The organism is Pseudoxanthomonas sp. CCNWLY206-1, assembly GCF_039710385.1.
GTDB lineage: Bacteria > Pseudomonadota > Gammaproteobacteria > Xanthomonadales > Xanthomonadaceae > Pseudoxanthomonas_A.
The window spans coordinates 542364-555933 of record NZ_JBDKXI010000001.1; the positions used below are offsets into that span (position 1 = coordinate 542364).

Here is a 13570-nt window from a genome sequence, read left to right on the forward strand (position 1 = left end):
CTCCCTGCGGAACTTTCTTATGAGGGCGACCAGGTTGCTGGTAATCTCCACCGCCATGCGAACCTTAAAAATTACGCAATCCGCCGCGATCAGGATCATCGTTGTCCCGCCGCCTATCCGGAAGAAGCGTATTGCGTTGCACCGCCACGGATCCCGCGGCGACCATATCGCGTCGTCAGACACCAAGCTTGGAATCACTCAGTTTCGGCTGAAACTCTGTGTTGGCAAGCTGGCCGTTTCGGCCCCTCAAGATGCCTGAGTCTCGCGCCAACCCGCCCTTGCACTATCGCCTAGACGATCTGCGCGTCGACGTGGCGCGGCAGAGTGTGATTCGTAATGGCAGTCAGGTGCTGGACGTATCCGGACTCAGCTTTCGCCTGCTGCATTTCCTACTGGCGCAAGGCACCCGAGTTGTCGGTTTCGATGAGCTGATCACGCAGGTCTGGGCTCCTGCTCACGTCAACGAAGAAACGGTGACCCAACGCGTGCGCCTGTTGCGTCAGGCATTGGGCGACGATGGGCGCCAATCGCGCTACCTGCGCTCGGTGCGCGGACATGGCTATCAGCTCTGTAGCGAGCCTGTTGCCGAAGATACAGCGGCTACCTTGGCGCCTGTATCCAGGCGCCGCCTCACGTTCGCGGTGACTGCCCTGTTGATGGCGTCGGCTGGCATCGCCTGGTGGAAGTGGCCGGTATTCCATACAGGCACTATCTCGCCGTTGCTGCTGCGCGCGGAGCACTACGCCGGCATCGGCCAGCGGGACAACAATGAGCGCGCGATCGCGCTGTATCGCCAGCGCTTGCAGGAAGCCCCAGACGATGTGCAGGCACTGTTGGGCGTTGCCCGCGCCCAAGCCGCTCGCCTGTGCCTTTACAACGGCAGCCGCGAGGACGCCGACGAGGCGCTGGCTTTGGCGAAGGCGGTGATCGCGCGGCAACCGCGACTGGCCGCCGCCCACGCGGTGCTGGCCTACGCCCACGATTGCCGTGGCGAGGTCAAAGCGGCAATTTCCGGCTACGAGCGTGCCGTGCAACTGGATCCGTCGGCTGATGCAAGCCGTGCATCGGCTGCGTATCTGTATGCACGCCAAGGACGATTGAGTGAAGCACTTGCCACCAACTTGGCCGTACGTCGCCCCGAACACGTGCGCTTCTGGGAACTGCAGGTCGCCTCCAACCTCGACCTGCTCGGGTACACAAAAGCAGCGGAGATACGTTACCGGCGCAGCTTCCAGCTGTATCCCGACAACGTGTTCTCCAACGTCGCCTGGCCCACCTTTCTTTACGAACATGGGCGCGCTGGCGAAGCGCAGGCAGCGCTGGACGAGGCGTTGGCGCGGCGGACCGAGCATGCGGCGCTGTATGTGCTGGCCGCGGAGCTGGCGCTGCATCGGGGCGATCTCCCTGTAGCGCGGACGGAGGTTCAGCGGGCGCGAGCGCTGAAGCCACACGCAAGCTTGCCGACGACCCTCGCCTGGGTCACCGGGGCCGAACTCAAACCATCGGCAGCGGTGCTGCTGGAGCACTCCGCTGCGCTGCGCGCGGGGCTGGCGCAAGGCAGCGATCCCGTCGATGGTCTCGATGCCGCCCTGCTAGCGGAGCTCGCCGGCGACCGCCACGCCGCGTTGGCAGCGCTACGGGCAGCGGTCGCCGCTGGTCACCGCAATGCCGGCTATCTGCGCGTGTCGCCATTGTTCGCCGGTCTGCGCGATGATCCCGGCTTCGCCTCGGTGCTGGCCATGGTGGAAACAGCCGTCGCAGCCGACCGGACGCGCGTGAACATAACTGGCCAGTTACCGCGCGACGCGCGCGCGGACGCGGACGCGGTCACGGTAGCGCGCTGAGGATGTAGTCCTGCAGCAGCTTCTTGGTTTCCTGATGCATGCCCCGCTGATTGAAGCGAGTACGGGTCACGACGACCACCAGCTGTTTCTCCGGTACCACGAACACGGCGTTGCCACCATTGCCAGACATCGTCCACCCATGCAGTTGTTGTGCGCCGACGGTGAACGGAAAGCGCCACATCTGGTAGCCGTAATCCGCATCGAATGGGGTCTGTGCCCGCACCTGCGTCATCGCCCGTATCCAGTCGGCCGGCAGGATCTGCCGGCCTTTCCAGCGCCCGGCGTCGATGACCATCTGGCCCAGTTTGGCAAGGTCCCGGCTTCGATATTCGGTGCCGCCGCCGCCCATACCGACTCCCTCGGACGACTTCCGCCAAACTGCCTTTTCGATCCCCAGCGGCCGCTCCAGAACGTCGGCCGCGAAACGCTCCAAGGGCATCCCACTGGCACGTTCAACAATGGCGCCGAGCAGGAAAGAGTTGGCGGTGCAGTAGGCGAAGGCGCGCCCGTGTGGGCTATCCGCTGGCCGCGTGGTCCATGGCGCGTAGCCACGCTCGGGCAGGTCGAGGGCGAAGCCCGTCCAGTCGGCGCTGACGTACATGCGCTCCTCGTGGCCGGCCGAGTACTGGTTGTTGTCGTCGCACTCCCACTGCGCGCTCATCGTGAGCAGGTCTTCGAGCGTGATCGCATCTTTGAAAGAACCCGGATGCGCGGGTGTCCTGTCCGGAAAGAAGCTCAACACCGGCACTTTGACCCCGGCGATCATGCCCCGGTCGATCGCGGCGCCTACTAGCATTGCGGTCACGCTCTTGGTTAAAGAGCGGGTGTTGTGCAGGGTCGTGCGGTTAGCTCCGTTGAAATAGGCCTCGTGGACCAGCACACCTTGGTGTACTACCAGCACGCTGGTGGTGTCAGGTGCCTGACCACTGGTGATCGCGGCGTTCAAGGCGGCGAGCCGGGCAATATCCAAGCCGTGCGCGGCTGGATCGGCGGTTGTCCAATCGTCACTGGACGCAGAGGGCGGTGCGGCAGTGGCCGTAGAAAGCACGGGCAGAATGAAGGCCGTGAACAGGGCAAGGCGGATCAGGAATGACATCACAACGCTCCAAGTGAGGAGCAGCCAGCTCACCGTACTGCGGAGTGAAGTGCCTGATGCTCGAATGAAGATTTATGAAGTCTTTTACGATCAATAGCTTGCAACCACGGAGCCAGCTCGAGAGCAAATCGACCGCGCGAGGCGACTAACACAAGGCCGTCAGTTCTCGCGCGGAGCATCCTAATCATTTGCGCCAAGGGCGACGGTGAGCACTGCTCTCACCGTCCGCGGCGGGACGGGCGAAAGGAGCCCGGACTGCGCGACAAGATAGCCTTCGGCTCCGAGGAGATTCGAACCCAGGATACGCAGGTCGGCGCGGCGGCCGCCGAGCATGAAGCCATGGCGCAGACCCAGGCTTAGTGTCGTCACGGCCGGCGCCTTGAAGCTGTTTGCCGTGTCGGCCCAGCGCTCGCCCATGTAGCTGATGGTCGCATCCAGCGACCAATCGTTTCCGAACCGGCGCACTATCGTGGCGTTCGCGACGCGCTGGGATACGCCCATGTCGTGCGAACCGACCAGGCCGGCATCCACAAGCGCTCCCGACAGTTCGGATTCGAAGGCGACGAAGCCCGCCAGGATGCTGGTCTTGGAAGTGAGTTCGCCCGCGATGGAGCCCTCGAAACCGCGATGGCGAACCTCGCCGACGACGCCGAACGAACCGTCGAGACGAAACCCCTGACTGGGCTTGGAAACGTCGAAGAGTGCGACGATCAGGGTCAGCCGCGGAAAAATTGCGTAGCGCGTGCCCAGCTCGAACTGCTCGGTTTCCACCGGCGGCAGAACTTCCTCGCGATTGATCGCGGACGCGGGCGCCGACCCGCTTTCTTCCAGCCCCGTCACCCAGCTCCCGAATACCGAAGCATTGTCCGTCACGTTGATAACGGTGGAAACGTTGTAGTGCGTCGTCTCGCTGAGGCGCTCGCTGGTCACACCGGACGTCGAGAGCACCGTCTTGTGGTAGCGCGTCCGGTGCGCCGCGAGGCGTAGCTGGATCCGCTCGCGCCAGGTGAGGCCATAGCCCGTCGAAGCGGTGTATTGCCTGACCGTGTCTTCGCCGCGCGTGCCGGACCATGGGCGTTCCGGTACATCCGGTGGATCGCCCGTGGCGAGGTCGAAAGCACCCAGCGGAATGGCGAGGCTGGAAGCGAGCTCGGTGGTGGTGTGGCGGCCGCGCAACGACAGCGTGATGTGGTTTCCGAAATCGCCCTTACCGAATGCGCGCGCCAGCCGGATTTCGCCGGTATCCGAGAGCTTGTAATCGCGCTTTGGGGTCCGCAGCGTGGTGGCGGTAGCGTTCCCTTGCGCGTCCGATGAGATCAGCGTGTTGTCCGCATTGTCGAGGGAGAAGATAGAGCGGAAAGCCGATGCGTCAACGGTGAAGCCGTGGAGCTCGCCGCGATAGAGCAAGCCAAGATTGGTGGTGGTGCCGACGGTCCGCGCCCAGTCCGGCGAATATTGGTGCAGCGTCCGCAGGTTCGGCGGGATCTCCCCTGCGGTCGGGATGACCGCATAGTCGCCGTCATATTCGCGATCATTGACCGAGCCGAAAATGCGCAGTCGGTGCCCAGGGGCGACGTCCCAGCCGACCACCGCGCCACCATTGATGCCCGAACCGCGCTCGCCTTTTGCCAGACGCCATACGGGGCGCCACACGACGCCGCCGGCGAGACTGAGCGCCCCTGCACGCCACGAAACGTCGCCCTGGACCACGCGGGTGCCGAAGTCGCGAAAGCCCACCCCCAGCCGCACTTCGTTCGTCGGCCCGGCCTCGCGCAACCGATAGTTCACGACCCCCGAGGGCGCCGGGTAAGGAAGACGCGCGGCGTTCACTCCGACGCGCATGCTCACGCCCGCCAGAATGGTGTCATCCGGCGCTTGGGCACGACTGAAATAGGCATCGTCGATGCGATAGGCGCCGCTGTCATTGAGGTCGAAGCCGCGAACCTGACTCTCGGTATAGAGACCCGATTGCTCGATCCCGGCACGCTCCCCAAATGCATCGGCAGCACTGGCAACGGCATTGTCCTGGGCCGCCGCCGGTGCGGCGCCCGCGAATATAAGAACGATCCCTCCGATCCATGGCCGTGGCGAGATGGCATCCGCGCGAAGGGCGGACGGTGAAGACAACCCAGGGCACGCGTCGCGCATGAAGTGCTTCCTCTCGCCAATGCAGCGCCCAGCCTAGGGGCGCCGATCACGCAGGCGAAGGCAGCCCGCTGCAGCCATCTGGCGTTTCGCTGCATTTGATGAGGCGTTTTTTTTTACTTGGACTAATATCGCCGGCATGACCCACGCCGCCGCTCCTTCCGCGCAGATCATCAACTGGCGATGGATCGCCGTGTTCTGGTCTGCTGGCGCCGTGTTCGAGGCCACGCAGTCCGTCCTCATCCTGCATGCGCTAGGAAGGCAAGGCGGAGAGTTGCTGCTCTTCGTGACCGAAATGGCGGCTTGGTTGCCTTGGGCGCTAGCCACCCCATTCGTCATCAACTTGGCCAGGCGCCGCCCGATTGTTCCCGCCCCAACGGTACGGGACATCGCTGCTCATCTTCTGGCGCTATTCGTTATCAGCATGGCAGCGGAGACTTGGTCCGCGGCACTCCAGATGCTCCTCAATCCCTGGACTCATCGGCAGGCGCCAACATTTTGGGATACGTTGAGCGCAACGCTCGTTTTTCACGGGTTGATCTGCGTATTCGCTTATGCGCTGATCCTGGCCATCACCTATTTTGTGGACTCGCGAGACAAGGTCGCGCGCAAAGTGACCGAGACCGCACAGCTCAATGCCGAGCTTTCGAAAGCCCAGCTCTCGGCACTTTGTCGCCAGATGGAGCCGCACTTCATGTTCAACACGCTCAACTCCATTGCCGGGTTGGTGCGCGACGGTCGCAACACAGCGGCAGTAAGCATGATCGTCGGTCTCAGCGAGATCCTTCGTCGCACGTCCCAGGATTTTCACAAACCGGAGGTGACGCTTGCGGAAGAGGTCGAGTACCTACAGCGCTACATCGACATTCAGAAGGTCCGTTTCGAAGAACGCCTTGGGTACAGCGTGGATATTCCGGAAGCACTGATGGGTACGCAAGTCCCGAGTCTCCTGCTTCAACCACTTGTGGAAAACGCCATCAAGCATGGGCTCGCGAAACGGGTGGCGGGCGGAAAGATCCGCGTTGCGGCAACGAGAAAGGACGCGGTCCTGTGTCTCAGCGTTTATAACGACGGCTCGGACTTCGCCGCCGATTGGGAGTCGAATAGCGCCGGCGTCGGCCTTGCGAACCTGCGCAGGCGACTGCAGATCATGCACGGCGACGCCGCCGATCTTCTTGTCAGAAGTGCGGGCGACGGTGTCGAAGTGGTCGTGACATTGCCCATGGCCGATGCCGCATGAGGTCGTCCGATCGCTGCGCGCCAATCAGCACCCTCGTCGTCGACGACGAGCCTCTTGCCCGGCGCAATCTCTCGCTCTTGCTGCGCCGTGACCCCGACATCGGGTCGATCGAAGAATGCGCGTCGGGCGCCGAGGCTATCGAGGCCATTCGACAGCGGAAACCGGATCTGGTGTTTCTCGACGTGCAGATGCCCGAGTGCGGGGGCTTCGATGTCCTGGAATTGCTGGGCGTCGACCTGCCCCAGACGATCATCTTCGTTACTGCCCACGATGAACACGCGTTACGGGCCTTTGAGGCTGGCGCGTTCGACTATCTGCTGAAGCCTTTCGATGACGCGCGTTTCATGAGGACGCTGGCCCGCGCGAAGGAAAAAATAGCGCACTACGCGTCACATCGACAGACGCCGCGCCGGGTTGTCGTCAAATCTCCGGGTCGGCTGCTATTCGTCGATGTGTCGGACATCGATTGGGTGGAAGCCGCCAGCTACTATGCCTGCCTGCATATAGGGCGGGAGACGCACGTGATCCGCCGCACTTTGTCGGAACTCGAACGGGACCTCGGCGACACTTTCATCCGTATTCACCGCTCGACCATCGTTAATCTTGAGCGCATTCGTGGGCTCGAGCTTCAAAGCTCGGGAGAATATGCGGTCGTTTTGCGTACCGGCGTCGAACTGCCTGTGAGCCGACGCTACAGAAAGCCGCTGCACGAGCATCTGGCTAACGTAACGTCGCACCGGTAACCCAAGCATTGGCTAGCGCTGCGTCAGATCACATGGAAAGGACGCAGCCCCGCACAGGTTCACCGCGGACTGAGTCAGCGCGCGGATAGCTCGGGGAGCAGTTCGTCGAGCTGTCCGAACGTCTCGCTCAACGCCTCCTGCGCGCCGATGCCGGCCTCGTCGAGCGCTTCCTTCGTGGGATACAGTTCGCTCATGACGAGCAGCGTCTTGCCGTCGCGCTCTTCGAATGTCACGGTGGTGACGGACCCCGCGTCACCGCTTTCCTCGTTCGTCCAGACGATGCGCTCGTCAGGCACCACCTCAAGGTACGTACCGAAGAACGCCATCGGGTTAGCAGGATCATCGCCGAACACCAGGCGGTATTTGCCGCCGGTGCGCACGTCCATCTCGCACGACCGAAGTGTCATGCCCAGGGAACGGGGCACCCACCACTTCTTGAACAGATCGGGCTTGGACCACGCTTCGAAGACGAGCCGCGCGGGCGCGTCGAACGTGCGCGTGACGACGACCTCGCGCTCCGACTTCTTCTGAACCGTCGTGCGCTGGGATTCACTTTCTTTTCTTGCGACCACGGGCCTTCTCCTGTCGTTTGAGTTCGTCGATGACACCGTCCAGCGCTTCGAAGCGTGCGTCCCATCGCTGGCGATAACGCGCGATCCACTCCATCTCCTCCTCGAGACGGCACGGACCGATACGGCATGTGCGCACGCGACCGATCTTTTCGGTGGTCACTAGGCCTGCCTGTTCCAGCACGCCGACGTGTTTCTTCATGCCCGTGAGGGTCATTTCGAACTTGTCGGCAAGGTCGGTGATGGATGCGTCGCCGCGCGCGAGATGGTCGAGGACGCCACGGCGGGTGGCGTCGGCGAGGGCCGCGAAGGACGCGTTGAAGTGTGCTGGCGAATGGTGAACCATGTGGTTCAGTATGAAGGGGCCCGAACGGACGTGCAAGAGGGTGTTTCACCGCCGTCGGCGCGCGTCACCTACCCGGCGTTGCTGACAGAAAAAGCGGTCGCCGAAGCGTAGCGCAATCCGCTTGGGTGTTTGATTGCGCGCCGAAGCCAAGGGTCTCTTTGGTTTCGCCGTCATGAACTGTCAGGCGATGCACTTCCCTGAGCGTCCGCCATCAAGAGGAATAGGCAGCCCCTGCTTTTCCACCTGGTAATACAACGACAGGATTTTCCATTGCGAACCCACCTTGTACAGCTGGATGCTATTCACGCCAATGAAGTCCGGAGCTGTTGCCGCCTTCTCGGTTCTAGACTCGACAACGCTATAGGCCACCGCAAAGCGATCGTAAGTCCGTATAGCCCGCGAAATCTCGCACTCATAGAAACCTTTCTTTCCGGCGTGCTCGTAGGGCTTGAGGAAATCCTTGGCTATCGAGCGCCGTACGGTAGGAGTACCTTCCTTATATCCTCCACCGAAGATCACGGCGTCCTCGTGGAAGAGTCGCTTCAGCGTGACAATATCTGCATTTTCGCCGGGGTCATTGGACAAAGCCCTCCATAGTGCGGATACGGCTTGCTCGGGGGTATTTTCAACGGCTGACGCACAAAGAGGCGCCACTAGAAGCACTAGCAGGAAACTTCGCATGCAGGGATCCCCGGGTGTTATTCAACGCCTGAATTGAGCCGATCCGCGAAGCGGATCCGGCTTGAATGAATTGGTAGGCTTCTGAATTGATAGCGACATATCCACGCGATGCATTCCTGGGCCCCAACCGTCTGGAATGGTTCCCGTGGTGCTAGCTCCAAACTTAGCAAAGAACGGCGCGGATTTATGGCTCGCTGCGATATCCACCGTCTCTAACCCAGCGACAATGGCGAGCGCAGTAACGCGTGCCATAACGGCCGAACCGATGCCAAGACCTTGGAACTGCGGATTGAGCATTATCCAGTTCAAGCTCCGGCGCAACGTGCCAGTGCCGATGAGTCCGAAAGCGCCAGCCACCTGGTCATTGGCGATACAAAGCTCATAACCACTTGGGGTTGTGTCGAGGAAGTTCGAGTAGTCAGCGCGCTCATTCGGCGCAAAGAATTCTGGGCAGTTTGCATCGAATAGACTCAGGCATGTCTCTCTCTCCGCGAAGGAATACGGCCTGAAGGTAACGGGGGCTGCCATATGCTTGTCCATGAGGTCTGGCTGAGGCTAACTACTTAATAGTCGAGCCTTGAGGCTGGAATCAACCGCCAGCCGATGCCACGATCAGAAGGGTCCGCGCCGCTGCTCGACAGAGCCGCGGCTGGTGTGTTGGGCTGAAGGTACGAACATACGCTGCGCATCTGCTTCCTTTTCCCAGGGTAGTCCACCAAGCAGCGCGTGCTACTGCAGGTGGCGCCGCATAAACGCGTTCACCGCCTCAGTGTAAGCCGAGGACAGGCCGAGTTCTCGGTTAACCTCGATATGCGAGAGATTCTCCGGCAAGACATCCACCGTCACGCCCAGCGACTGCGCCTTTTCCACCATGGCGCGGCCTTGCGGGCAGGCATCAGGTCGGCGCGAGGAGCAGACCAGCAGCATCGGAACGGCGTCGCGGGTGAGTTGATGGTGGGGTGAGGCCGCCACCCAATCCGATGCATCACTGCCGAATGCACGGTGATACAGCGGCGGAATGCGTGGCCGCTTCATCAGGTCCGGTACGTCGAGTGCGCCGCTGTCCAGCGAGACCACACCGCGGGGTTTTTGCGCGCCTGCTTCGCGCCATAGATTCGTCGAAGCGCCGACGAGCGCAGCAAGGTGAGCGCCAGCGGAATGGCCCATCAGCAGCACGCGCGACGCATCGCCGCCCCATTCCGCCGCGCGCTTCTGCACGGCGGCGAGTGCACGTGCAACGTCGCGCGCTTGGTCCAGCGGCGCGGTATCCGGAAGCATGCGGTAATTGGTGGACACCAGGATGTAGCCTTTCGGCAGCCAGTACGCGGCCTTGTTTTCCACAATGCCCGGATTGTCTTTGTTGCCGTTGACCCAGCCCCCGCCGTGCACGAACAGGATGATGGGTGCAGCATGCGGTCGTGCCGGCAGGTAGACGTCGAAGCGCTGGCGCGGATCGTCGCCGTAGGCGATGTCGCGCAGTGCGCGTGCACCGGCGGGCAGTTTGGGCGCGTGCGCGGCGGGCTGACGCGATGCTTCGCGTGCCTGCTCCAGGCGTTCGCGGAAGGTCTGGGCCGTCAGCGGCGCCGGCACGGTGAGCAGTACGCAGAGCAACGGGGCTGTGCGGAGCAAGATATTCATTGCATCACCTCGAGAAAAAAAGAGGAATCAACCTGCACGCAACCACAGTTGTGCACGCAGCCCGTGAGGGGTGTTCGGCAACAGCCGCAGTTCGCCGCCGTGCTGGCGCGCCACGCGATCGACGATGGGCAGGCCCAGGCCGCTACCGCCCTGCGCCTGATCGTGGACGAAGGGCTGGCGTGCACGCTCGGCGGCTTCCGGCGACAGACCCGGACCATGGTCAGCGACCTCCACCACCCATGCCGGCCCTTCCGACCACAGTCGCAACGACAATGGCAACGCGCCATGCCGCTCGGCGTTGACCAGCAGGTTTTCCACCGCGCGCAGCAACGCCATCGGCTTGCCCCGCATCAGCGCGTGGTCCGGCAGATGGACCTGCCACGCGGTCGCCACGGCAGCAACGGCGTGGCGGCAGATCGCGGCCAGGTCGACGGTCTCGCTGCCCTCGTCGCGGCCATCGCGGGCGTAGGCGATGAACTGGCCGAGGATCGCGTCCATCTCGATGATGTCGCGGTGCATGCTGCGGGTAAGCTCGGGATCCGTGTCCGGCACCATCTCCAGTGCGAATTGCAGGCGCGTCAGCGGCGTGCGCAGATCGTGCGAGATGCCGGCCAGCAACAGCGCGCGATCTTCCGCCGCGGCGCGTACGTCACGGCTGGCATCGCCCAGCGCCTGCGCAAGGTTGGTCACCTCGCGCGGGCCGCGCGCATGCACGGGCGGCGGCGCATCGCCGCGCACGATGGCCGGCGCCGCCGCGGCAAGCTGGCGCAGCGGCTGCACCAAGCGACGTGCGAAGTACGCGGCCGCCAGCCACACCAGGGCCACGCAACCCACCAGCATGAACACCGAAAAGCGACGCATGCCGGTGCCGGGGCGGTCGGAGGCGAAGGCCACCCACATCGGTTCGCGCGTGGCCGGCCTCAGCCAGATCACGCGCGAACTACCGCGTGCATCGATGCGAAGTGCACGCCCAGCGCCCAGTGCGTGATCGGCCTCCTCGCGCAGTTCTCGCAGTAGAGGCGCGAAGCGCACGCGCGTGTCGGCTGGCGGGATCGCGCGCACGTCCAAGCCGGCATCGCGCAGCTGCTGCACCGTGCGGTCGTGCGGCTGGTGACGGTCAAGTGCCTCCACCACTTCGGCGAAACCCTGCATCGCGCGCAGCAACTGGTCGGCGGCGGGACGCGTGGCGAGTTCGCGCCCCAGCAGCAGCGCCAGCACCCCGGCACCGGTGAGCACCAGCGCGATCACCAGCACCAGCTGGCCGAACACGCTGCGCGGCAGCGATAGCCTCATTGCGCCGCCTCCGCGTCCGTTTCAGGCGGCACGAACACATAGCCCACGCCCCATACCGTCTGGATCAGGCGCGGCTGGCGCGGGTCGTCTTCCAGCAGGCGGCGCAGCCGCGCGATGGTCACGTCCATGCTGCGTTCGAACGCCTCATGTTCGCGCCCGCGTGCCAGACTCATCAGGCGGTCGCGACTGAGCGGCTGGCGCGGATGACGCAGCAGCACGGACAGCACGGCGAACTCACCGCTGGTGAGTCGCAGCAGTGCGCCATCGCGGGTGAGTTCACGCCGACCCAGATCCAGGCGGAACCGACCGAAGGCCACTTCGCCGCCTTCGGCCTGCGGCGCTCCTGGCGTTGGATGGGTGCGCCGCAGCACCGACCGGATGCGGGCCAGCAGCTCGCGCGGATTCACCGGTTTGGGAATGTAGTCGTCGGCGCCGATCTCCAGTCCGACGATGCGATCGATCTCGTCGCCTTTCGCTGTCAGCATGACGATCGGCGTCAGGTCGCCCTGCCCGCGCAGGCGGCGGCATATCTCCAGGCCGTTCTCCCCGGGAAGCATCAAGTCCAACACGATCAGGTCGAAGTGGCCACGGTCCAGCATTTGCCGCATCTGCGCGGCGTCGCCCGCGCCGCGCACCTCGAAGCCCTGCGACTGTAGGTATCGCACCAGCAGCTCACGCAGCCGCGCGTCGTCGTCCACCAGCAGGATGCGTGCCGAAGTTTCTTCCATGCGAGCACTATCGCCCGCCAACACGATGGCCGGCAAACCCCGGCGGCGGTCGATTTGTAAGCGGATGTTTCAGGCATGGCGGACAGACACATCTGCTGGCAACCGCGACACACCTGATGCCGTTGCACGTTCTACCTTGGCCCTGCCGCCACCCCAATGCGGCCATCCCCACCCTGACGAGGATTCCGCCATGAACAAGACCACGCTGTTGATCGCCACTACCTTCGCTCTGTGCGCCACCAGCCTGTTCGCCGATCACGCCGAAGCCCGCGAGCGCAGCCGCGCCGTGCAGCGTACCCCCCAAGGCGGCAGTGTCGCGGTCGAGCGCAGCAACGCGCGCTTCGACAGCCATCGCCAACGCAACTGGCAGGCCGATGGCCAAGGCAATGCTTCTGGCGCACGCAGCGGCAACATCACCGGTGCTCATGGCGCGAGTGCGGGTTACGACCGCAGCGGCTATCGCCATGCCGACGGCAGCGCCGGCCGGCAGCGCAGCGCCTACATCAACGGCGCCAACGGCGGCACCGCCAGCACCAGCAGCGGCGTCACCCGCGACGCGGACGGCAATGTCGCCGGCGCACGCAGCACCACCGCTACCGGTGCAAACGGCAACAGCTACCACGGCAGCACGACCGTATCCGCGGGCACGCTGGTGCACACCCGCAGCTGCACGAACGCCGCGGGTGAAGCCATCGGCTGCCAGCGCGGCAACTGATCTTTTCACGCACGCACTTTCCCGCAGGCGTGGCGGTATGGCGCCCCCTCACGCCGCATGGACGCATTCCCGCACCGCCGCGCCTGCACCTTCTTTTCTTCCCACATCCGGAGATTCCCAATGTCTCGTTCCCTATCTCTCCTGGCCGCCATGCTGTCGGTGTTCGTGTTCGTCTCCGCCAGCGCACAGCAGCGTGCGCTGAGTGACGAACAGAAAGCCACGCTGCAGGAGCGCCTGAAAGCCGCCGATACCGACAACGACGGACTGATCGATCGGGCTGAAGCGCAAGCGAAACTGCCGCGCCTGGCCAAGCGCTTCGACACGCTGGATGCCGATGGCAACGGCAAGCTGTCCCCCGATGAGCTGCGCGCCGCCGGTCAAAAGATGGCCGAGCGCCGCAGTCGGTAGAACATGGCCATGGAAGGCGCATCTGCCTTCGCCGGCCTCACTTGCTGCTGCTAAAGAGTTATTGGGCCTCGCTCGGTGATGCCGCCGGGCGGGCCCTGCTCGGGTTGCGCGGGGCGATTAGCCA

General features: G+C 63.7%; 14 protein-coding genes. 5 read left to right on the forward strand and 9 right to left on the reverse strand.

What is annotated here, in order from left to right:
• The first annotated feature begins 251 nt into the window (after positions 1-251).
• Positions 252-1844: a winged helix-turn-helix domain-containing protein gene (locus AADW18_RS02285; protein WP_337341722.1), complete on the forward strand. Its 1593-nt coding sequence runs from the start codon at positions 252-254 to the stop codon at positions 1842-1844.
• Here AADW18_RS02285 and AADW18_RS02290 read toward each other — a convergent pair.
• Together AADW18_RS02290 and AADW18_RS02295 are read right to left on the reverse strand one after the other, a co-directional pair.
• Complete coding sequence (locus AADW18_RS02290) at positions 1828-2940, reverse strand: serine hydrolase (protein WP_337341723.1); 1113 nt, start codon at positions 2938-2940, stop codon at positions 1828-1830. The two genes, AADW18_RS02285 and AADW18_RS02290, sit on opposite strands and share 17 nt — an antisense overlap.
• 180 nt (positions 2941-3120) lie before the next feature.
• Complete coding sequence (locus AADW18_RS02295; protein WP_337341724.1) at positions 3121-5088, reverse strand: hypothetical protein; 1968 nt, start codon at positions 5086-5088, stop codon at positions 3121-3123.
• A gap of 136 nt (positions 5089-5224) precedes the next feature.
• Here AADW18_RS02295 and AADW18_RS02300 point away from each other — a divergent pair, with 136 nt between their 5' ends.
• Together AADW18_RS02300 and AADW18_RS02305 are read left to right on the forward strand one after the other, a co-directional pair.
• Positions 5225-6325 (forward strand): histidine kinase, encoded by a 1101-nt coding sequence (locus AADW18_RS02300; protein WP_337341725.1) that lies wholly within the window; start codon positions 5225-5227, stop codon positions 6323-6325.
• Positions 6322-7068 carry a response regulator gene (locus AADW18_RS02305; protein WP_337341726.1) on the forward strand — a complete coding sequence of 249 codons (747 nt, stop codon included), beginning with the start codon at positions 6322-6324 and terminating at the stop codon, positions 7066-7068. Before AADW18_RS02300 ends, AADW18_RS02305 begins: the two co-directional genes overlap by 4 nt.
• Positions 7069-7142: 74 nt before the next feature.
• Here the strand turns inward: AADW18_RS02305 and AADW18_RS02310 are convergent, their stop codons facing one another.
• The 7 genes from AADW18_RS02310 to ompR all read right to left on the reverse strand — a co-directional run bounded on the left by AADW18_RS02310 (position 7143) and on the right by ompR (position 12323).
• Positions 7143-7640, reverse strand: coding sequence for an SRPBCC family protein (locus AADW18_RS02310; RefSeq protein WP_337341727.1), 498 nt, complete (start codon positions 7638-7640; stop codon positions 7143-7145).
• Positions 7618-7983, reverse strand: a complete 366-nt coding sequence (locus tag AADW18_RS02315) for a metalloregulator ArsR/SmtB family transcription factor (protein ID WP_337341728.1) — start codon at positions 7981-7983, stop codon at positions 7618-7620. Before AADW18_RS02315 ends, AADW18_RS02310 begins: the two co-directional genes overlap by 23 nt.
• A gap of 180 nt (positions 7984-8163) precedes the next feature.
• Positions 8164-8664, reverse strand: a complete 501-nt coding sequence (locus tag AADW18_RS02320; protein ID WP_337341729.1) for a nuclear transport factor 2 family protein — start codon at positions 8662-8664, stop codon at positions 8164-8166.
• A gap of 21 nt (positions 8665-8685) precedes the next feature.
• Positions 8686-9192 (reverse strand): GNAT family N-acetyltransferase, encoded by a 507-nt coding sequence (locus tag AADW18_RS02325; RefSeq protein WP_337341730.1) that lies wholly within the window; start codon positions 9190-9192, stop codon positions 8686-8688.
• Positions 9193-9393: 201 nt separating this feature from the next.
• Positions 9394-10302, reverse strand: coding sequence for an alpha/beta hydrolase (locus tag AADW18_RS02330; RefSeq protein WP_337341731.1), 909 nt, complete (start codon positions 10300-10302; stop codon positions 9394-9396).
• Between the two features lie 27 nt (positions 10303-10329).
• Positions 10330-11595 carry an ATP-binding protein gene (locus AADW18_RS02335; RefSeq protein ID WP_337341732.1) on the reverse strand — a complete coding sequence of 422 codons (1266 nt, stop codon included), beginning with the start codon at positions 11593-11595 and terminating at the stop codon, positions 10330-10332.
• Positions 11592-12323, reverse strand: a complete 732-nt coding sequence (gene ompR / locus AADW18_RS02340; protein WP_337341733.1) for a two-component system response regulator OmpR — start codon at positions 12321-12323, stop codon at positions 11592-11594. The genes AADW18_RS02335 and ompR overlap by 4 nt, the downstream gene beginning before the upstream one ends.
• Positions 12324-12513: 190 nt before the next feature.
• On the opposite strand from ompR, the gene AADW18_RS02345 reads away from it, so the two are divergent.
• Together AADW18_RS02345 and AADW18_RS02350 are read left to right on the forward strand one after the other, a co-directional pair.
• Positions 12514-13038: a hypothetical protein gene (locus AADW18_RS02345; RefSeq protein ID WP_337341734.1), complete on the forward strand. Its 525-nt coding sequence runs from the start codon at positions 12514-12516 to the stop codon at positions 13036-13038.
• Between the two features lie 120 nt (positions 13039-13158).
• On the forward strand, positions 13159-13446 hold the full coding sequence (locus AADW18_RS02350) for an EF-hand domain-containing protein (protein WP_337341735.1): 288 nt from the start codon (positions 13159-13161) through the stop codon (positions 13444-13446).
• Positions 13447-13570 lie beyond the last annotated feature (124 nt).